Genomic DNA, 19,347 nt, shown 5'->3' with positions numbered 1-19,347 from the left:
AGACCGGAATCGGCCCACCGCTCGCCGCGATAGGCTTGACCGACCCATACCTCGATAAGCTCCCCCGATCGCCTCGCCTGGCCTATGCTTTGTGTGTGAGCAGTCAGTGTCGCTTGGAGTCTTCGGGGGTGCTCATGGAAAACTGCTTCGTCTTTGCCGACACGCTCGGCCCGGCCAAGATTCTGCATGTCTACGAGCCGTCGATCGGGCTGCGCGGCATCCTGGTCGTGGACAACGTCGCCTGCGGTCCGTCGATCGGCGGGCTGCGGATGGCCGAGGACGTGAGCGTCGAGGAGTGCTTTCGGCTCGCTCGCGCCATGACGCTGAAGAACGCGGCCGCCGGTCTGCCGCACGGGGGTGGCAAGTCCGTGCTGTTCGGCGATCCGCGGATGGACAAAGGGCGCAAGGAGACGCTGATCCGTGCCTTCGCCAAGGCATTGCGCACCGAGGAGGACTATATCTTCGGCCCCGACATGGGCACCGACGAGGAATGCATGGCCTGGGTCAGGGACGAGATCGGCCGATCGGTGGGTCTGCCCGAAGAGATCGGCGGCATCCCGCTCGACAAGATCGGCGCCACCGGCTGGGGCCTGCTCAAGGCCACCGAGGTCGCCTTGGAGCAGGGCGGTTCTATGCTTCAGGGCGCACGCGTCGTGGTCCAGGGCTTCGGCGCCGTCGGCCGCAATGCGGCGCGCTTTCTGACCGATGCCGGCGCTGTCCTGGTCGGCGCTGCCGACTCGCAGGGCGCCGTGCATGACCCCGAGGGTCTCGACGTCCGGGCCCTGATCCGGCTGAAGGACGAGGGTCTCAGCGTCGCCGATTCCCCGCGGGGCGAACCGCTCGACCGCGACGCGGTGGTCGGTCTGCCCTGCGATGTCTGGATCCCTGCGGCGCGCCCGGATGTGGTGGATGCCTCCAACGTGGACCGACTCCGGGCGCGGCTGGTGGTGCAGGGCGCCAACATCCCCTTCACCGCGGAGGCCGAGCGGATCCTCCACGCGCGCGACGTCCTGGTGGTCCCCGACTTCATCGCCAACGCCGGCGGGGTCATCTGCGCGGCCATGGAGCTGCGCGGGGCGACCGAGACCGCGGCACTCCAGGCGATCGAGGAGAAGATCCGGCGCAATACCCGCATCGTGCTGGAGACGGCCATGGCGCGTGCGATCCTGCCGCGCCAGGCGGCGGTCGAGATGGCCGAAGCACGGGTGCGCAAGGCGATGGGGTTGCGCCGCTACTCGCTCTTCTCCTGCGCACCCGGATACCTCTGATCGGCGAGGGTCGAGCCATGGTCCGCATCCGATTCCACGGTCGAGGCGGTCAAGGGATGAAGACCGCGAGCCGTATCCTGGGCAGCGCCTGCTTCCTCTCGGGATACCAGGTGCAGGACGCGCCCCGCTACGGGGCCGAGCGCCGCGGTGCGCCCATCTTCGCCTACGTCCGGGTGGATGACCGACCGATTCGCGAGCGCGGCATCATCGTCTGTCCGGACTTGGCGGTGGTCGCCGACCCCTCCCTGATCTCGGTACCGGCCGCGGGCGTGTTGGTCGGGCTGGATGCGCACAGCGTCCTGCTCGTGAACAGCCCGGAGGCGCCGGAGGTCTGGCGGGACCGGTTGGGACTCGCCAATACCCCGGTCGGTTTTCGGCTCGCCGATGTCCTCGCCGGCTCGCTCGCGGATCGTGCTGATCTGCCTGTCGTGGGCACGGTCTGCGCCGCCGCGGCTGCACGTCTGTTGGGCTTCGTGACCCTCGAGCGGCTGGAGCAGGCGATCCGGGACGAGCTGGCCGGATTGGGCGCGTCCGTCCTGGAGCGCAACCTCGAGCAGGCCCGGGCCGCCTTCGAGCAGGTCGCCTCCCGGGCCGGGTGCGTCACGCCCGGACCCGCAGCCGCGGCGGATGCCGAGCCCGCGCCGAACTGGGTCGATCTGCCCTTCGAGGAGGCGTGCATCAGCGCCCCGGTGATCCATGCCTCACTCACCAGCGAGGCGGTCCCGACCGGTCTTTGGCGCACGCTGCGGCCGGTCATCGACGACGACCGCTGCAACGGCTGCTGGTGGGTCTGCTCGGCCTTCTGTCCGGACGGGGCCATCCGGGTCGAGGACGGCAGACCGAAGATCGACTACGACCACTGCAAGGGTTGCCTGGTGTGCGTGGCCCAATGCCCGCCACATGCCATCGACACGGTCCCCGAGGCAGACATCGGGAGTGCACAGCCATGACCGGAATGCTCCTGACCGGCAACGCGGCCGTCGCCCGCGGCGCCCGCCTGGCGCGGGTCGACTATGTGCCCGCCTTCCCCATCACGCCCCAGACCGAGATCATCGAGGCCCTCGCGGGCTGGATCGACAGCGGAGAGATGCCCGGCCGATTGGTCACACTGGAGTCCGAGCATGCCATGCTGACCGCTGCGGGCGCGGCGGCGGCGACCGGTGTCCGGGTCTTCACGGCCACCTCCAGCCAAGGACTCCTCTACGCGATGGAGATGCTCTACACGGTCGCCGGCTGGCGCGCTCCCTTCGTCCTCGCGAACGTCTCGCGCGGGCTCGCCACCCCGATCACGCTGGAGCCGGACCACAACGACATCCTCGCCGCGCGCGATTGCGGCTTCCTGCAGATCCACTGTGCGACCTGTCAGGAGGTGCTCGACAACCTGCCGATCGCCTATCGGGTCGCCGAGGATCCGCGGGTCAGATTGCCGGTCATCGTCAATCTGGACGGCTTTTATCTCTCCTTCACACGCGAGCCGGTCGTGCTGCCGGAGCCGCGGGAGGTCGACGCCTTCCTGCCGCCGTTCCAGCCCCGCGACATCCGGTTCCGCGCCAGTCAGCCCGAGAGCCAGGCGGTCGCGGTGCTGGGCGGCGGTCCCTATTCCTACTTCCGCTACGAGACCCACCTGGCTGCCCGGAACGGGCTGCAGGTCTACGCGGAGGCGGGCGCCGAATGGGGCGAGCGATTCGGCCGGGTCTACGACGCCCTGGAGCTCTACCGCAGCGAGGACGCCGAGATCTGCTTCGTCATGATCGGCTCGTTCGCCACCAAGGCGATGGCGGCCGTGGACGCCCTGCGCACGGCCGGTCGCCGGGTCGGACTGGTGCGACCGCGCCTGTTGCGGCCCTTCCCCGAGGAGGCCCTGCGGCGGGCCCTTGCCGGAAAGCGCGCGGTTGCGGTCGTCGACCAAAACCTGTCGTTCGGTTTCGGCGGGGTGCTTCAGGGCGAGCTGTGCTAGGCGCTGTACGGGCTCGGCGATGCACCTATCCTGCTGAGCTTCATCGGCGGTTTGGGCGGCCGGGACATCGCGCAGGGGGAGCTCTTCGAGATGGCGCGTCTCGCCGCCGAGGCCGCGGACCGGGGCGAGGCGCCGCCGCCGCGTCTCCTCTACACGCAGGAGGAGCTGCGCGAGGTGCGCAAGCTCCAAACCCTTGCCCATGCGGAGCGCAACCGTCTGGAGGATCCAGGATCATGAGCGAGACCCGCTTTCACAGTGTCAAGGACCTGCCCTCCGCCCGCCTGCTCGGCACCGGCACGCCCATGTGCGCCGGCTGCGGCGGGCTCCAGGCCCTGCATCAGATCTACGACCAGCTCGGCGGTCGATCCGTCTTCGTCAACGCCGCCGGCTGCATGACCCTACTCTCGGTCTATCCCTTCACGCCGTTTCGGGGCTCCTGGCTCTACACCGCCATGGCCTCGGCGCCGGCCGGGGCGCAGGGCGTGCGCGATGCGCTCGACATCCTGATCGCGCAGGGTCGGATGGCGCCCGAGGAGGATCTGCAGGTCGTCGCACTGACCGGCGACGGCTCCGCCTACGGCATGGGCTTGTCGGCCACCTCCGGGGCCATCGAGCGCGGACTGGACTTTCTCTACATCGTCTACGACAACGAGGGCTACGGGAACACCGGTCAGCAGACCTCGCCGGCCACTCCCCACGGCGCTCGCACCGCCACCTGCCGCGGCCCCGGCGGCTTCGCGGGCGAGAAGAAGGACCTTTTCGCGATCTGGTGTGCGCACAAGCCCGCCTACGCGGCCACGCTCGTCGGGGCCGAGCCGCTGGACCTGGCTCGCAAGGTCGAGACCGCCCTCTCGATCAAGGGACCACGCCTGCTGCTGGCCCTCGCGCCCTGTCCGACCGGCTGGGACTTCGACCCGCGCCGCACCGTCGAGATCGGCAAGCTCGCGGTCAAGACCGGCCTCTGGCCGCTCAAGGAATATCGCGAAGGCCGAGTTGTCCATACGAAGCCGACGGTACGTCGGGTGCCGGTCGAGCGCTATCTGGAAACCCAAGGGCGCTTCCGTCACCTCTTCGAGCCGACCCGCCGAGACGAGCTGATCGCCGCGATTCAGGCCCGGGTCGATGCCTATTGGGAGGCCGTCGCGCCATGACCGCTAGGCATCTGGACGCCCTCTTCCACCCCCGCTCGATCGCCTTGGTCGGGGCCAGCGACACGCCCGGGTCGATCGGGGCCGTGCTCGCCGCGAATCTGCTCGACGGGGCCTTCAAGCAACCCGTGATGCCGGTCAATCCGCGGCACGCCAGGATCGCCGGCAGCCGCTGTTATCCGAACCTGGAGCATCTTCCCCGAACCGCCGACCTCGGTGTGGTCTGCACCCCGCCCGACGCCGTGCCCGAGGTCGTCGCGGCCTTGGGTCGACAGGGCGCGCGGGCGGCGGTCATCGTGACCGCCGGGTTCGGCGAGGTCCGCGAGGCCCGCGGCGGCGCACTCCAGCAGGCGCTGACCGAGGCCGCGCGCCGTTCCGGGCTGCGGATTCTGGGTCCGAACTGTGTCGGTCTCCTGGTCCCGCCCATCGGGCTGAATGCAAGCTTCGCGCACCGCTCGGCGCGATCCGGCAACATTGCCTTCGTTTCCCAGTCCGGCGCCGTCATCACCTCTGTGCTCGATTGGGCGGACGCCCGTGGAATCGGTTTCTCCTGTTTGGTCTCGCTGGGCGACATGGCGGATCTGGACTTCGGGGATCTGCTGGATGCCTTGGCCGGTGACCCGGGCACACGCGCCATCCTGCTCTACATCGAATCGGTCGGCGATGCGCGCGGGTTCATGTCCGCGGCGCGCGCCGCCGCGCGGATCAAGCCGGTGGTGGCGGTCAAGGCCGGGCGCCACGCGGAAGGCGCAAGGGCCGTCGCTTCCCATACCGGGGCGCTTGCCGGCAGCGACGCGGTCTGCCAGGCCGCCTTCGATCGGGCCGGCATCCTGCGTGTCTTCACCCTCGCGGAGCTGTTCGACGCGGTCGAGATCCTGGCCCTGGCCCGGCCGACACCGGGCGATCGGCTGGCCATCTTGACCAACGGGGGCGGTGTGGGCGTGCTCGCGACCGACGCCTTGATCGACGAGGGCGGCCGGCTCGCGACCCTCTCGGAGGCGACCCTGGCCGAGCTCGACCGTCACCTGCCGCCCACCTGGTCCCGAGGCAATCCGGTCGACATCATCGGGGACGCGGACGGTGCTCGCTATCGCGAGGCGCTTGCCGTGCTGCGCAAGGATCCGAGCGTGGACGCGATCCTCGCGATGCACTGTCCCACCGCGGTCGTCTCGGCGCGCGAGGCGGCCGAGGCAGTGGCTGATTCCCCGTCCGAGTCGGGCGGCCCGCTGCTCCTGACGAGCTGGGTCGGCAACGGGGCCATGACCGAGGCGCGCCGGCTCTTCGCGGATCGGCAGATCCCCACCTACCCGACTCCGGAGCAGGCGGTCCGCGCCTTCATGTACCTGGTTCGCTATCGCCGCAGCCAAGCGTTGCTGACCGAGACCCCGCCGTCGCTTCCCGACACCTTCTTGCCCGACACCGGCGCGGTTGCCGCTTTGGTCGCCGCGGCTTTGGCCGAGGGGCGGAGCGGGCTCACCGAGCCCGAGGCGAAGCGCGTGCTCGCCGCCTACGGCGTGGCCGTGGTGACGACACGCTCGGCCGGATCGCCCGAGGAGGCGGCGCGCGTTGCCGCCGAGCTGGGCGGGCCGGTGGTGCTCAAGATCCTCTCGCCTGACATCGGCCACAAGAGCGACGTCGGCGGTGTGGTGCTCGACCTGATCGGTCCGGGCGCCGTGCTCGAGGCCGCACGGGGCATGTCGGCACGGATCCGCGAGACCCATCCGCAGGCCCGTATTCAGGGCTTTGCGGTTCAGCCCATGGTGCGTCGCCCCGGTGCCCACGAGCTGATTGTCGGCGCCGCCGAGGACGCCCAGTTCGGCCCCGTGATCCTGGTCGGGCAGGGCGGAACCGCGGTGGAGGTGCTCGCGGACCGCGCGATCGGACTGCCGCCGCTGAACCTGCGGCTGGCGCGAGAGCTGGTCTCGCGCACCCGCATCTGCAGGGTGCTGAAGGGCGTGCGCGGTCAGCCGCCCGCGGACCTGGACGCCTTGGCCCTCACGCTGGTGCGGGTCTCCCAGCTCGTCATCGACATCCCCGAGATCCGCGAGCTGGACATCAATCCGCTCTTGTTCGACCCCTTCGGCGTCATCGCCCTCGACGCCCGAATCGCCTTGGCCGCATCTGCCGGTCCAGCGGCGCGGCGTCTCGCCATCCGCCCCTATCCGAAGGAATTGGAAGAAGAGATCCGGCTCCCCGACGGGCGCTGCCTGCTGCTCCGACCTATCCGACCCGAAGACCAGCCGGCGTTGCAGGACGCCTTCGCCAAGCTCACCCCGGAGGAGGTGCGACCGCGGTTTTTCGCGCCCATGCGCGCGCTCGACCCGGCCGCCGCCGCGCGTCTCACCCAGATCGACTACGAGCGCGAGATGGCCCTGGTCCTCACCGAGCCTCGCGATGCCGGAGCCGGCGATATCTACGGCGTGGTGCGCCTGATCGCCGACGCGGACGGCGGTCGCGCCGAGTTCGCGATCATCGTCGGCCGACCCATGAAGGGATTGGGTCTCGGCAAGCTGATGATGCGTCGGATCCTGGACTACGCCCGGCAGCGCGGTATCCGCGAGGTCTGCGGCGACGTGCTCCGGGACAACCGGGCCATGCTCGGCCTCTGCACCGGGCTGGGGTTCGAGCAGCGGCGCGATCCCGACGACCCGGGCACGGTGCAGGTGTGTCTTGCGCTCTAGCCGGCGTCAACGGCGGCACCTTTCCTCCGTCGAAGCGCGACTGCTCGGACGACAACCCCGGAATCCAACGCTCATCAAGGCCAAATCATGCCGTCGCTGTCCGGGTCTTCGACCGTAAAGGAAAACGACGAGGCCGGGCTCAGGGAGCGATGGTCGCGACCTGGTTGCGTCCTCGGCGCTTGGCTTCGTAGAGGGCTGCATCGGACGCACGGATCAGATCCGCCGGCGAAGCAACGGAGCTATGGTCGGAGGATGCGACACCCAAGCTGACCGTCACGCGCTCGGCGATGGGCGAGGCGGCATGCGGCAGGTTCAGGTCGCAGACGGCCTTGCGGATCCGCTCTGCGACCTGCTCTGCGCCGAGCAAGCCCGTCTGCGGGAGAATGAAGGCGAACTCCTCTCCGCCGATGCGGGCTGCTGCGTCACCCGGTCGTTGCAGGGCCGCGGCCATGCTCTGTGCGACGCTGATCAGGCAGCGGTCCCCGGCCGGGTGTCCGTAACGGTCGTTGTATGCTTTGAAGTGGTCGACGTCGGCTGAAATGACGGCAAGGGTATTGCGTGCTCGATCGGCGCGTTTCCATTCACTCGCGAGGTGCTCTTCGAAGAGGCGCCGATTTCCGATCCGTGTGAGCTCGTCGATACGCAACATCTCTTGAAGCGTCGAACCTTCGGCAATCGAGGACGCGAGCTTCAAGCGCATGTCGTTGGAATCTCGGAACAATTTATTCACACGCGCGGAGGAGAGCAGCATGGCGATACCGAACACCAGGATCATCAGCCCCATGATCAAGTGCACTCGGTCGCCGACCAGGGCCATGCTGAGTATCATGGGCAGCACGATGGGGATTGCAAAGCACGGATAGGCTCGACTCAGCGGAGACAGCAGGGGTACACCTCCTGCGACTATTCCGCCCAGCACGAAGGCAAGAAAGACCTGATGCGTAAAGGAGCTCGGGTGGAACAGGAAGATCGCCGCTCCTCCCCACACCAAGCCGGCCGCGCAAGCGCCTTTAACGAATCTGCGGCCCCAGACGGCATCCCCGACGCGTGCCCTACGCGGCGGATTCAAAAAACCGCGCAGGGTCCCGAATCGGAATGCGGTCACTGAAACGAGACAGAACAGCCAGATGAGCAGAGTCGCGCTCTCGATACCTCCCCAAAGAACACCCACGAGGAGGAATGCGTTGATCAAGCTCACCACCAAGGCGATCGGGAGCTGCCGATAGGCTTGCTCGGTCAGTGCGGAGAGCATTTCCTGCTCTCCCGAGTCGGGGAGGTCAAGGCGGGCGGCTTCCAATCAGAACATCCTCCGGCCCGTTGCGGTGGTTCGAGATGACTCTTTGCCGGCGTGCTGCCTCGTACCGCGAGCTGCTGCCGCCCCGTCTCCGGCGGCGCGGCGCATGAGACCGGCCGCCTAAACCTTGAGAACCTCACGACACCGCTCTGCAGTGTCTCGCATGCCCCCGACGCTCTGCGCCAGGTCACGCGATGGTCAGGATTTCGAAACAAAGTACCACCGGCGGCGGCAGCGAAAAGCAGCGTGACGGAAATGCGCGTCCTCGGCCTTGCGACGAGGAGTCTACTGCGTTTTGTAGGGTCTCGCTCATTCGACCCGACACGCGAGGCGTCGGGCGGCGGTGTGTTCCGAGCGCCTCGAACATCTCGACCAACTTGTCCCCGTCAACCAACTCGATGGGCGTCGCCCCGTCACGGATCGCTTCGCGTTTGGCGTCGGTCGTAAAGGTCCCGGTTGTCAGGACGATCCCCTTGTCGGCGCGGCCCTGAAGTGCACCGCGAAAATCGCGAATGGCGGACACGGGTACGGCTCCGCGGTACCGCTTGCATTGGAAAAGGACCTTGAAGGATACAAGCGGGTTGATCTGCAGGATTCCATGGCCGTCGATTCCGCCATCGCCCGAGCGACCGGTGACGGCGACCTGTTGAAACCCCGATTCGCGCAACAGGCGCTGGCAGATCCGCTCGAACCCTTCAGGCGGAAGCGCTTGGAGCGTTGCAAGCAGTAACGTCTTGTAATCGAGGTGCTCGTCGACGCTGTCGGGATTTATCTGGACATCCGCTGGGCTTGGCTCGACATCCTGCACGGATTTGCGCTCCGAGATGAACTCCCGTTGCGCGCCCCGGAACAGCGTGAGAACGAACTCCCGATCCAGATCGCTTGTGCGCCCCTTTTCGGTGACGTCCCAAATGCCTCGCTGTGACGAGCTGATCAGACCCGCCTTGACCATGTAAAACCGTGCCCAAGCAATCTGGTTGCGGATCCGTGAGCCGCCGTTCTTGTTGGTGACCTCCTGCTCCGCTTCTGGGATGCGCATGCGGTCGATCACGAGATCCGTCACCTCGGCGGGACGCCCGGACCCACCCAGCTCACGCAGAACCTCGACGATAGGGATACAGAATCTCAGAAACTCCGGTCCGTTGCGTTTTGCCATGCCCTGTGTCGCGTCCTTTTGGCGTTGTCGATCGCAGATGTCGGCGACCCGAAAACGACATCGGTTTGCGGGACAACCGGCTGCAGTATTCCATCAGTCCACCAGCAACACATGCAACCGCCGCGGCCCGTGGGCGCCGAGCTGGATGGTCTGCTCGATGTCGGCCGTGCGCGAGGGGCCCGAGACGAGGTTGACGGCCCGCGGCATGCCGCCCGTGCGCTCGCGCAAGCTTGTCCAGCCGTCCTCGAAGTGCCGGAGAATCCGCGCGGTCTCCAGAACCACGACCTGGTTGTCCGGGACGAAGTTGTGGGTGGTCGGGCTGTCGGGGGAGGCAAGGAGCATGAGGGTGCCGGTCTCGGCGATTGCCGCAAAGGCGGGTGTGACCGACAGGGTCTCCTCGATTCCGGCGCGGTTGTAAAGGATGGTCCAGTCGGCGGGCCAGTCGAGGTCCTTCAACCCGGCGCCGACGGCGGCGCGCGGGGCGAGGCCGTGAGCCGACCGGAAGGTCTCCACGGCGACCGGGATCTGCGCGCGGTCGGCAACGCGCGCGACCGTGCCCGAGCGGCTTTCGAGCTTGCGGATGAAGCGTGCGGTCAGGTCTTCATCGAAGTCCGGGCGGAGATGCCGCACCGGTGTGGCGATGCGTGCATCCAGTGTTGCGCGGGTGCGCGCATCAAGTGGTTCGCGCCCCCGTGCGCGACGCACGGCATCCAGAATGTCCTCTCGCGCGCTGCTCATGACTGTCCTCGCTCGGTCTGCCAGCGTTCCAGAAAGGTTCGGCCCGGCGGGGCGGGGAGATCGCGTGCCTCGGTCCAGCCGCCGGCCCCCGGCAGGCGGCGGATGCGTCCCGCACGACCGCCGATCGCGGCGAGCGCACGCGCGGCCAGCCGCTCCAGCGCGTGGTAGAGCTTGGGTCGGGTCGCCAGAAGGCGCCAGGCGCCGAGCGCATAGCGCTTGTGACGCGGGGTGATCGACTGCTTGAACTGCTCGTAGCGCAGTCGGCGCAGGAGATCCGGCAACGGGATCTTCACCGGGCAGACCGATGCGCAGCGGCCGTTCAGGGTGCAGGCGTTGGGAAGGTCGTAGGCGGCGTCCAGGCCCTTGATCAACGGGGTCAGCACCGAGCCCATGGGGCCGGGATAGACCCAGCCGTAGGCATGGCCGCCGATGGCGCCGTAGACCGGACAGTGATTCATGCAGGCGCCGCAACGGATGCAGCGCAGCATCTCGCGAAAGGGTCCGGCGAGCATGCGCGAACGGCCGTTGTCGACCAGGACGACATGGTATTCCTCCGGCCCGTCGAGGTCGCCCGCCCGTTTGGGTCCGGTCGAGATGGTCGTGTAGGTCTCGGTCTCCTGACCGGTGGCACTGCGCGCGAGCAGGCGCAGGAAGAGTGTCGCATCGTCCAGCGCGGGTACGACCCGCTCGATGCCGGCGGTGACGATGTGCACCCGTGCGAGCGTCTGGGTGAGATCGCCGTTGCCCTCGTTGGTGACAATCAGGCTTGACCCGGTCTCGGCGATCAGGAAGTTGCCGCCGGTGATGCCGACATCGGCCTGGAAATAGCGCTCGCGCAGCGCGAGACGAGCCGCGTCGACCAGGTCCGCGATCTCGGTCAGGCGCGGTCCGCCGTGCGCCTTCTCGAAGAGGTCCGAGACCTGCTCGCGGGTCTTGTGCACGGCCGGGGCGATGATGTGCGAAGGCGCCTCTCCGGCAAGCTGGATGATGTACTCGCCCAGGTCGGTCTCGACCACGGTCAGACCGGCGTCGATCAGCGCCGTGTTGAGACCGATCTCCTCCGATACCATCGATTTTCCCTTGGTGACGGTGCGCGCATCCACGCGTTTGCAGATGTCGAGGATGATCCGGCGGGCCTCGGCGTCGTCGCGGGCCCAGTGGACCTGCCCGCCGGCTGCGACGACGGCCGCCTCGTAGCGTTCCAGGTAGTGATCGAGATGATCGAGGACGTGGTCCTTGAGCGTCTTGGCCGCCTCGCGCAACGCCTCGAACTCGGACAGCTCGGCGACCTGGACTGCGCGCTTGGCGACGAAGCCGTCGCGCGCCTTGTCCAGCGCCTGTTGAAGGCTGGCGTCATGGAGCGCGGCGATCGCGCGCGTTTGAAACTCTTGGGAGCGGATGTCCAATGAGCGTGCCCTCGAAGCCTCTGGTTGGATGTCGGTCGGATGGGCGCAGGGTCATCCGCCGTACAGTTTCGCGATCGCGTTGTCGATCACCTTATTTCACAAAAAGCCCTCAGAGTCGTCCTCGCCGATTTTTCGGGACGATTCCGCCGTTACTAATCCAGCAAGTGGCTCCGCGATTCTCGTTCGGCTTGCGGTTTTCCCTAAGCCCGGAATCGACCGGAAGCTGCCGCTCAACCCGTCCTGCCGAGTGGCGACTCGACGCGCGTTGCGGTCACCTGCGACCCCGAGTTTGGGCGCGTGCTTACGCCGTTGAGCGACCGCCTGAGTTGGATGCTGCCACGGCAGCTTTTGTCGCAGAAGCCGACAGCCGGACGTTGCGGCAGGCGGTCCGATGGCGATTACTTAAGCGCGATGCCTACGAGCTCTCGATGCAGGGCGGATTCGTCTCCTGTCCTGAAAAATCATTCTATTACAACTGGTTGGCGCAGAGCATCACCATCGGGGTGCGGGTGTGGCTATTCGAAGCGCTCGTCGCGCTTGATCTCGCGCTCGTCGCGCTCGGCCTCGGCGTCGATCTCACGTTGTAGGCTGTGATCGATCGCGCGGGCGGCTTGGCGGACTGCCGGGTCCTCGTCATTGAAAAAACGTTGAATTAACGGGCGCCGCTGTTCCAAGACAACGGCCAGCGAGCCGGACCATGAACTCGGGCGAAGTCCTTCCGCCAATCCCTTGAGCATGACTGCACGATCCGGTGCTTCAATAAGGAGGGACAAAGCGATCTCGCTCCACGCGGGTTTGCCATCCTGCTTCTCCATGACCGGGATTACGTCCATCAGCCGCGGTAGCCGGGTCTCGGGGTATCGCTTCGCCCAATCCATAGAGTGTCGGCGTGGGTACTCTACCGAAAGGATTGATGTGATCATTGCCTACCGCCATCTGCCCCGCCAAGACCTGCTGTGGATCCTCTGTGCCTCCGAGCCAACATCAGGACGGCTCGACTGCCCTTTGCGCGGAGTCTGGCGGCGAGCTGACTCGCCCTTGGCCGATCCGGTCCAAGACCCAGAGCACGACGCCGGGATAAGAGCGCACCCAAAGTGGCCATGCGGGTCCAATCATAGAAGTCGAGGTGCAGGGCGTCGCTGCCCGGGAGGTCGGCAACGGCGGCGCGCATGGCATCGCGTCTCTCCGTCAGCCTCGAGTCGGCGGTGGAACCCTTAGAGCTGACGATCACATAGGCCCCACGCTCTGCCGCCAGTGCACGAACACTCGGGCGCAGACGCCGAGTCTTGGTGCCGTCGGGTTGCGTCACCTCCCGGCGCATCTCTTTGACGATCTCGCTTGCCGGCATGTCGTCGGCCTTGGCCTGAAAGCCGGTCGCCGGTCGGGGGATGAAGCCGTCGATCGGCGTGTCGGCAGGCAATTCGATGCGCACGTCGATACCGCCATCTGCAGCGATCTGGTTGCCGCCGTAAAGGACGGCACTGGTAGCAAGCCTCCGGCGCCGCAGGTCGGCCTCGCACAGCCGAGCGATCAGCAGGCGCAGTCCTTCGTCGTCGAGGGCTGCGATCTGGTCCGGGGACACGTCGAAGAGCGGATGCCGAGGTATAGGCGAGTCGGACTTTTGCGGGCGTTCAATCGAGGCCAAGCTCGAAGTCCGCCTTGAACGGGTTCTCCAGGCGCAGGGCTCCAACCCTGCGACCGTCTTGCATGTCTTCGGTGAGGAACCGTGTCACGCCGGCAACCCTGGCGGCCTCCACCAGCATGGCATCCCAGAAGCCGAACCCATGCGCGTTCTTCAGGTCGATGGCGTCGCGAAGCGTGCGCCCGTCGGCCGCGGCCACCGGATAAAGCTCCATCCAGTCGTGCACCAAAGCGGCGGCTTCGTTCGCGGGCATCTTCGCCTTGCGTGTCACGGCGTGGAAGAACTCGCCTAGCGCCTGGAGCATCAGGACGCAATCGGCGTCTGCAAGCGCGTCCATGAGCGCACGCGCCTGTTCATGCCGGAGGCCGGCATCTTTGTCGATGCTGTAGATGAGGATGTTGGTGTCGACGCTGAAACGCTGCCGGCTCATTGGCCGCGCTCGTGGAGGCTGTCGCGGTCGCTGCGTGTGCCGCCGAGTGCGTAGCCGCGGCTCATGCGCTCCCGCAACCGCTCGCGGGCGGCGCGCTGGGCGTCGGTCAGGAGCGGCTTCGCCTCGGTGATCGGCAGCACTCGGGCGATGGGTTTGCCGCGCCGTGTGATGACGAGCTCGGCACCCTGCTCGACCCGTTCGAGGTAACGGGATAGGTGCTGGTTGGCTTCGCGGATGGAGACGATCTCTTGCATGACCCTGCAACTGTGGGATGTTCTACATACATCGAACTTTATGCCGTTCCAGCAGCGGCGACAAGCGTCGAGGTCTACTGCATCTCTCGCCCCTCGCGCCAAAACGGGACGACAGACCCACACGCGAACGGACACCTTATGGGAAGTGACTCCTTATCGCGGACCACCGGTCGTTCGGAACGCTAACGGGTCTTTCCACATCCTCTAAGCCGATGTCGCAGCCCAGGAAATAGGTAATAAGTCGGGTGGGGGAATGTTGGAAGTCCGTGACGAGATAGCATAGGGTCGGCAACAACAAATGCCTGCAAACGGTCGGCTAACGGCGCGAACCGACCTTGACGGAGAAAATCGAAGGGCATGGCGCATCCGATCGACGGGGGCGATGTCGATTCGCGGCATCGGGAACGTCCTTGCGCCGCGCTGAAACGGCTCAACCCCGTCCGTCCCCGATGCCTGCCCCGTCCGCCGTTCCGGCCAGTACCTCGGCAACATGATAGACCCGGATCGCCGAGCCGATCCGGGTCAGCCGCCCGGAGATGTTCATCAGACAGCCCAGATCGCCGCCGATCAGCGTGTCTGCCCCGGTGGCGAGGATGTTGCGGATCTTGTCGTCGACGATCTTGACCGAGATCTCGGGATATCCGACGCAGAAGGTCCCGCCGAACCCGCAGCAGACCTCGCTGTCGGTCATCTCGCGCAGGGTGAGCCCCTCCACGCCGGCGAGCAGTTGTCGCGGCTGGCCCTTGACGCCGAGTCCGCGCAGGCCGGAGCAGGAGTCGTGGTAGGTCGCGATGCCGTCGAAACCGGCCTGAACCCGTGTGATTCCCAGGACGTCGACCAGGAACGACGTCAGCTCCCAGCTTTTTGCCGCAACGGCCTCGGCGCGGTCGCGCCACTCGCGGTCCGCGGCAAAAAGGATGGGGTAATCATTGCGGATGGTGCCCATGCAGGAGCCCGAGGGACCGACGACATAATCGTAGTCCTCGAAGGCGGCGATCACCTGCTTGGCGAGTGCGCGTGCGGAGTCGTTGTCGCCCGAGTTGTAGCCGGGCTGTCCGCAGCAGGTTTGGCTCGAAGGCACCGAGACGACGCAGCCAGCGTCCTCCAAGAGTTTTGCGGTCGCAAAGCCGATGTTCGGCCGAAAGAGGTTCATGAGACAAGTTGCGAACAGGGCGACACGCGGGGAGGTTTTCGGGGTATCGAGCATCGGACTGGGGCTCCGGTGGGTCTTGGACGTGGTGCGTGGTCGCGATCGTTCAGGAACTGTCGACCGCACGGGGGCGAAACCCGCCGCCGATGGATCCATCGAGACCGAGGCCGGCGCTTCGGGCTATCCTAGAGCATGGCATGCCGGACGCGGTTCAATCGGGAGTGATTCTTGGATATCGCCGAACTACTGGCCTTCAGCGTCAAAAACAACGCCTCGGACTTGCACCTTTCGGCCGGCTTGCCGCCGATGATCCGTGTCGACGGCGACATGCGCCGAATCAATGTCCCGCCGCTGGAGCATCGTTCGGTGCACTCGCTTGTTTACGACATCATGAACGACAAGCAGCGCAAGGACTACGAGGAGTTTCTGGAAACGGACTTCTCGTTCGATATCCCGGGTCTGGCCCGGTTCCGCGTCAACGCCTTCAACCAAAAGCGCGGTGCGGGTGCTGTTTTTCGGACCATCCCCTCCAAGGTCTTATCGCTCGAAGCGCTGAACGCGCCCGAGAGCTTCAAGGACATCGTGAGTGTCCCGCGCGGTCTCATCCTGGTGACCGGGCCGACCGGCTCGGGTAAGTCCACGACCCTCGCCGCGATGGTCGACTATCTCAACGAGACCGAGTACGCGCACATCCTTACCATCGAGGACCCGATCGAGTTCGTGCATACCAGCAAGAAATGTCTGGTCAACCAGCGCGAGGTCCACCGCGACACGCTCGGTTTCAGCGAGGCGTTGCGCTCCGCGTTGCGTCAGGATCCGGACATCATCCTGGTCGGCGAGATGCGTGACCTGGAGACCATTCGGCTGGCGATGACCGCGGCCGAAACCGGGCATCTGGTCTTCGGAACGCTGCACACCACCTCGGCGGCCAAGACCATCGACCGCATCATCGACGTCTTTCCCGCTGCGGAGAAGGAGATGATCAGGGCGATGCTCTCGGAGTCGCTGCGCTCGGTCATCGCGCAGACGCTTTTGAAGCGGGTCGGCGGAGGGCGGGTTGCCGCGCATGAGATCATGATCGGCACGCCGGCCATCCGCAACCTGATCCGCGAGGCCAAGGTGGCTCAGATGTATTCGGCGATCCAGACCGGACAGGCGCACGGGATGCAGACGCTGGATCAGAACCTCAAGGAGCTGGTCCTGAAGGGCTTGGTGTCGCGTGAGGATGCCCGGATGAAGGCCCAAAACAAGGAGGGCTTTACCTGAACTCGCCCCTCCGAACCTTACCGGGCCGAGCGCCGCTTGAGTGCGCCGCCCTGCACGGTGCCGATTTCGGAGAGGATGACGATCGTGTGCGAATCGACCTCGCTCGCCGCGCTGGTGGGGTATCTCAACCGATACAGCTCGGGCCGCATCATCACGGCCGAGGATCCGACCGAGCTCGTCTACGAGCATTGCGGGCGCCCCGACCCGGATTTTGCAACCGACCCCCGAGGACCCATCGCACCATGCCGAAGCCGACCGACCGCGACCACGCCGCCTTGCCGACCGCCCGAGAGGATGCCGATCGGGCGGCCGAGGCCAGCTCGACGCCGCAGACGCGCTCCGCGGCCTACCGTCTCGCCTACACGGATGTCGATTTTCTGATGCGCGACGAGGCGCGGCCGCTGCGCCTGCAGCTCGAGCTGCTTAAACCCGAGCTGGAGCTGCAGGATCAGCGGGTCGAGTCGACCATCGTCGTCTTCGGCAGCGCCCGGATTCTCGATCCCGAGATGGCCGCGCAGAACCTGGTGGACGCCGAGCGTACACGGGCTGCCGCGCCGGCTGACGCACGGGCGCAAGCGGCAGTCGAGCGCTGCCGACGTGCGCTCGAGCGCTCGCACTTCTACGCGGAGGCGAGGCGTTTCGCGCGCATCGTCTCCGAGCAGGAGCAGGACGCGGAATCACGCTGTTTCGTGATCGTCACGGGTGGCGGCCCCGGCATCATGGAGGCCGCCAATCGCGGTGCCGCCGACGTCGATGCGGTCTCGATCGGGCTCAGCATCACGCTCCCCCACGAGCAGGCTCCGAATCCCTACATTACCCCGGAGCTGTCGTTCCAGTTTCACTACTTCGCCCTGCGCAAGATGCATTTCCTGCTGCGTGCGAAGGCGTTGGTATTCTTCCCCGGCGGTTTCGGCACCTTCGACGAGCTCTTCGAGACGCTCTGCTTGATTCAAACGAAGAAGATTCGACCCATGCCGGTCATGCTCTTCGGGCGGCGGTTCTGGGAGCGAGTCATCGATTTCGAGGCGCTGGTCGATGAAGGTGTGATCGGTCGCGACGACCTTGCGCTCTTCAGCTTCGTCGAGACCGCGGAGGATGCCTGGTCACGGATCTGTGCGCATTACGACGGGCTGGTCTGCGAACCCTGATGAGGATCCCCGAGTGACTCGCGCCGCCGGCTCGATGATCGGTCGAAACGAGCTCAAGGCCGGACCGACTCTCGGCGGCTTCGCGCTCGTGGTTGCGGCTCTTCAATCCGGGACTGTGGTTGCGCAGGGACTCCCGACGGTGGAGTCCGAGGAGGAGACCGTCGAGTTGGCCCCTTTGGTGGTGACCGCGACACGCTCGGGCGAGAGCACCTTTGATCTGCCGGTCGCCATCGACGTCCTGGATAAGGCGATCATCCAGGATCAAAAGCCAAGGGTGCTGATCTCCGAGGATCTGCCGCGTGTCCCCGGGACCGTTGTGACCAACCGCGGGAACTTCGCGCAGGAAGAGCAGATCATGATCCGCGGCTTTGGCGGACGCGCCCAGTTCGGGACACGCGGGGTCAAGCTCATCGCGGACGGCATCCCGGCGAGCACGCCGGACGGCCAGGGCGGACCCGGGCTCTTCGATCTGGGCTCGGCGCGGTCCATCGAGGTGATGCGCGGCGGTTTCTCCGCCCTCTACGGCAACCACTCGGGCGGCGTCGTGCAGGTCTTCACCGAGGACGGCCCGCCCGAGCCGACCCTGTCCGTGCGTCTGATGGGCGGCAGCGACGGCACCTGGATCGCCGGGACCAAGCTGGGTGGCGAGGCCGGGCGCCTGAACTATGTCGTCGATCTGTCCCGCGCGCAGACCGACGGCTATCGCGATTGGAGCCGTGCCGCCAAGGAGCAGGCCAACACCAAGTTCACGATCGCGCTCGACGGCGGCGGTAGTCTCAGGGTGATTGCGAACGCCTTGAATCTGCCGGATGCCCGGGATCCGCTCGGCCTGACCGCCGAGGAGGTCAAGCGCGATCGCCGCCAGGCGGCTCCTGCGGCACGGACCTTTCAAACAGGGCGCAAGCTCGACAACCTCCAGGGCGGCGTCGTCCTGGATCAGCCGCTCGGCGCTGCAGACGACCTGCGCGTCATGGCCTACACCGGGACACGCAGCAACGAGCAGTATCTCGCCATCCCGCTCGCCAACCAGAACGCCATCACGGCCTCGGGCGGCGTGAGCGCATTCGACCGGCGTTTCGCGGGCGGAAACCTCCTCTGGACCCGTGCGACAACACTCGCCGACGGCCCCCTGACCCTGATCCTGGGCGGGGAATACGATCGCCTGTCGGAGGGGCGCAAGGGTTATCTCAACGACTTGGGCGAGCGCGCCGCGCTCAAGCGCGACGAAGACAATACCGTGGACAGTTGGGGCACCTTCGTTCAGGGCACCTGGGGTTTCGCGCCTCGCTGGAGTCTGGACCTGGGTTTGCGCTACACCGAGGTCCGCTTCGACTCCGACGACGGATTCATCTGCACCCCCGATCGCGTGACTGCACCCGGCACGCGGCCGGGCACCTGCAGCGGCTCGACCGTTCCGATCACGGCCACCAACCTCAACCCCGACGACAGCGGCAGCCGGACCTACGGGGCCTGGACGCCGGCACTCGGACTCCTCTACAACCTGGCCCCCTCGATCAATCTTTACGCCAATCTCGGCAAGACCTTCGAGACGCCGACCTTCACCGAGCTGGCCTACCGTCCCGACGGCGGCGCGGGGCTGAACCTGGATCTGGATCCGGCCGTGAGCCGGCATTACGAGATCGGCGCCAAGGTTCTGCTCGGCGCGGACGCCCGGCTGAATCTCGCCCTCTTTCAAATCGACACCGACGACGAGCTGACCGTGGCGACCAACGGGGGCGGTCGGGCGACCTACCGGAACGCGCCCGCGTCCCGTCGCCGGGGCGTGGAGCTGCTGCTGGAGGCACCCCT

18 protein-coding genes are annotated in these 19,347 nt (G+C 66.6%); 9 read left to right on the top strand and 9 right to left on the bottom strand.

Annotated elements, in window-relative coordinates:
• Positions 1 to 134 precede the first annotated feature (134 nt).
• The 6 genes from VLR48_RS04350 to VLR48_RS04325 all read left to right on the top strand — a co-directional run bounded on the left by VLR48_RS04350 (position 135) and on the right by VLR48_RS04325 (position 7,054).
• Positions 135 to 1,268 (top strand): Glu/Leu/Phe/Val dehydrogenase, encoded by a 1,134-nt coding sequence (locus VLR48_RS04350; RefSeq protein WP_325290607.1) that lies wholly within the window; start codon positions 135 to 137, stop codon positions 1,266 to 1,268.
• Positions 1,269 to 1,285: 17 nt separating this feature from the next.
• The gene (locus VLR48_RS04345) at positions 1,286 to 2,218 is read left to right on the top strand and encodes a 2-oxoacid:acceptor oxidoreductase family protein (RefSeq protein WP_325290606.1); all 933 of its coding nucleotides are present in this window, start codon (positions 1,286 to 1,288) and stop codon (positions 2,216 to 2,218) included.
• Complete coding sequence (locus tag VLR48_RS04340) at positions 2,215 to 3,225, top strand: transketolase C-terminal domain-containing protein (RefSeq protein ID WP_325290605.1); 1,011 nt, start codon at positions 2,215 to 2,217, stop codon at positions 3,223 to 3,225. The genes VLR48_RS04345 and VLR48_RS04340 overlap by 4 nt, the downstream gene beginning before the upstream one ends.
• A gap of 90 nt (positions 3,226 to 3,315) precedes the next feature.
• The gene (locus VLR48_RS04335) at positions 3,316 to 3,462 is read left to right on the top strand and encodes a hypothetical protein (protein ID WP_325290604.1); all 147 of its coding nucleotides are present in this window, start codon (positions 3,316 to 3,318) and stop codon (positions 3,460 to 3,462) included.
• On the top strand, positions 3,459 to 4,376 hold the full coding sequence (locus VLR48_RS04330; RefSeq protein WP_325290603.1) for a thiamine pyrophosphate-dependent enzyme: 918 nt from the start codon (positions 3,459 to 3,461) through the stop codon (positions 4,374 to 4,376). The genes VLR48_RS04335 and VLR48_RS04330 overlap by 4 nt, the downstream gene beginning before the upstream one ends.
• The gene (locus VLR48_RS04325; RefSeq protein WP_325290602.1) at positions 4,373 to 7,054 is read left to right on the top strand and encodes a bifunctional acetate--CoA ligase family protein/GNAT family N-acetyltransferase; all 2,682 of its coding nucleotides are present in this window, start codon (positions 4,373 to 4,375) and stop codon (positions 7,052 to 7,054) included. Before VLR48_RS04330 ends, VLR48_RS04325 begins: the two co-directional genes overlap by 4 nt.
• Before the next feature lie 139 nt (positions 7,055 to 7,193).
• Here VLR48_RS04325 and VLR48_RS04320 read toward each other — a convergent pair whose 3' ends face one another.
• The 9 genes from VLR48_RS04320 to VLR48_RS04280 all read right to left on the bottom strand — a co-directional run bounded on the left by VLR48_RS04320 (position 7,194) and on the right by VLR48_RS04280 (position 15,181).
• Positions 7,194 to 8,351, bottom strand: a complete 1,158-nt coding sequence (locus VLR48_RS04320) for a GGDEF domain-containing protein (RefSeq protein WP_325290601.1) — start codon at positions 8,349 to 8,351, stop codon at positions 7,194 to 7,196.
• 184 nt (positions 8,352 to 8,535) lie between these two features.
• A complete protein-coding gene (locus tag VLR48_RS04315) occupies positions 8,536 to 9,504 on the bottom strand; it encodes an Mrr restriction system protein (protein WP_325290600.1) in 969 nt (322 codons plus the stop codon).
• A 93-nt stretch (positions 9,505 to 9,597) separates the two neighbouring features.
• Positions 9,598 to 10,242, bottom strand: a complete 645-nt coding sequence (locus VLR48_RS04310) for a LutC/YkgG family protein (protein WP_325290599.1) — start codon at positions 10,240 to 10,242, stop codon at positions 9,598 to 9,600.
• Entirely contained in the window at positions 10,239 to 11,648 is a 1,410-nt protein-coding gene (locus VLR48_RS04305; RefSeq protein WP_325290598.1) for a LutB/LldF family L-lactate oxidation iron-sulfur protein, read from the bottom strand. The genes VLR48_RS04310 and VLR48_RS04305 overlap by 4 nt, the downstream gene beginning before the upstream one ends.
• A 515-nt stretch (positions 11,649 to 12,163) precedes the next feature.
• Positions 12,164 to 12,463 (bottom strand): hypothetical protein, encoded by a 300-nt coding sequence (locus VLR48_RS04300; RefSeq protein ID WP_325290597.1) that lies wholly within the window; start codon positions 12,461 to 12,463, stop codon positions 12,164 to 12,166.
• A 104-nt stretch (positions 12,464 to 12,567) separates the two neighbouring features.
• Positions 12,568 to 13,230, bottom strand: coding sequence for a hypothetical protein (locus VLR48_RS04295; protein WP_325290596.1), 663 nt, complete (start codon positions 13,228 to 13,230; stop codon positions 12,568 to 12,570).
• A 49-nt stretch (positions 13,231 to 13,279) separates the two neighbouring features.
• Positions 13,280 to 13,720 (bottom strand): PIN domain-containing protein, encoded by a 441-nt coding sequence (locus tag VLR48_RS04290; RefSeq protein ID WP_325290595.1) that lies wholly within the window; start codon positions 13,718 to 13,720, stop codon positions 13,280 to 13,282.
• Positions 13,717 to 13,974: a type II toxin-antitoxin system Phd/YefM family antitoxin gene (locus VLR48_RS04285; protein ID WP_093186443.1), complete on the bottom strand. Its 258-nt coding sequence runs from the start codon at positions 13,972 to 13,974 to the stop codon at positions 13,717 to 13,719. The genes VLR48_RS04290 and VLR48_RS04285 overlap by 4 nt, the downstream gene beginning before the upstream one ends.
• Before the next feature lie 430 nt (positions 13,975 to 14,404).
• Positions 14,405 to 15,181, bottom strand: coding sequence for a (Fe-S)-binding protein (locus tag VLR48_RS04280; protein ID WP_325290594.1), 777 nt, complete (start codon positions 15,179 to 15,181; stop codon positions 14,405 to 14,407).
• A 171-nt stretch (positions 15,182 to 15,352) separates the two neighbouring features.
• Here VLR48_RS04280 and VLR48_RS04275 point away from each other — a divergent pair, with 171 nt between their 5' ends.
• From VLR48_RS04275 to VLR48_RS04265, 3 genes are all read left to right on the top strand, one after another.
• Positions 15,353 to 16,390, top strand: a complete 1,038-nt coding sequence (locus VLR48_RS04275) for a type IV pilus twitching motility protein PilT (RefSeq protein WP_325290593.1) — start codon at positions 15,353 to 15,355, stop codon at positions 16,388 to 16,390.
• Positions 16,391 to 16,632: 242 nt separating this feature from the next.
• Positions 16,633 to 17,538: an LOG family protein gene (locus tag VLR48_RS04270; RefSeq protein WP_325290592.1), complete on the top strand. Its 906-nt coding sequence runs from the start codon at positions 16,633 to 16,635 to the stop codon at positions 17,536 to 17,538.
• 13 nt (positions 17,539 to 17,551) lie between these two features.
• On the top strand, positions 17,552 to 19,347 hold a 1,796-nt coding region (locus tag VLR48_RS04265; protein ID WP_325290591.1), incomplete at its 3' end, for a TonB-dependent receptor family protein.

This window comes from Thiocapsa sp. (assembly GCF_035467215.1).
In the GTDB taxonomy this organism is placed as follows: Bacteria; Pseudomonadota; Gammaproteobacteria; order Chromatiales; family Chromatiaceae; genus Thiocapsa.
This window is presented reverse-complemented; position numbering and strand designations above follow the sequence as displayed.

Bases quoted from the DNA above. Each gene is read 5' to 3' on its own strand.
- VLR48_RS04270 (WP_325290592.1), top strand. From the start codon at position 16,633: ATGCCGAAGCCGACCGACCGCGACCACGCCGCCTTGCCGACCGCCCGA.
- VLR48_RS04285 (WP_093186443.1), bottom strand. From the start codon at position 13,974: ATGCAAGAGATCGTCTCCATCCGCGAAGCCAACCAGCACCTATCCCGT.
- VLR48_RS04330 (WP_325290603.1), top strand. From the start codon at position 3,459: ATGAGCGAGACCCGCTTTCACAGTGTCAAGGACCTGCCCTCCGCCCGC.
- VLR48_RS04335 (WP_325290604.1), top strand. From the start codon at position 3,316: ATGGCGCGTCTCGCCGCCGAGGCCGCGGACCGGGGCGAGGCGCCGCCG.
- VLR48_RS04315 (WP_325290600.1), bottom strand. From the start codon at position 9,504: ATGGCAAAACGCAACGGACCGGAGTTTCTGAGATTCTGTATCCCTATC.
- VLR48_RS04300 (WP_325290597.1), bottom strand. From the start codon at position 12,463: ATGGAGAAGCAGGATGGCAAACCCGCGTGGAGCGAGATCGCTTTGTCC.
- VLR48_RS04345 (WP_325290606.1), top strand. From the start codon at position 1,286: ATGGTCCGCATCCGATTCCACGGTCGAGGCGGTCAAGGGATGAAGACC.
- VLR48_RS04325 (WP_325290602.1), top strand. From the start codon at position 4,373: ATGACCGCTAGGCATCTGGACGCCCTCTTCCACCCCCGCTCGATCGCC.
- VLR48_RS04280 (WP_325290594.1), bottom strand. From the start codon at position 15,181: ATGCTCGATACCCCGAAAACCTCCCCGCGTGTCGCCCTGTTCGCAACT.
- VLR48_RS04350 (WP_325290607.1), top strand. From the start codon at position 135: ATGGAAAACTGCTTCGTCTTTGCCGACACGCTCGGCCCGGCCAAGATT.
- VLR48_RS04290 (WP_325290595.1), bottom strand. From the start codon at position 13,720: ATGAGCCGGCAGCGTTTCAGCGTCGACACCAACATCCTCATCTACAGC.
- VLR48_RS04310 (WP_325290599.1), bottom strand. From the start codon at position 10,242: ATGAGCAGCGCGCGAGAGGACATTCTGGATGCCGTGCGTCGCGCACGG.
- VLR48_RS04340 (WP_325290605.1), top strand. From the start codon at position 2,215: ATGACCGGAATGCTCCTGACCGGCAACGCGGCCGTCGCCCGCGGCGCC.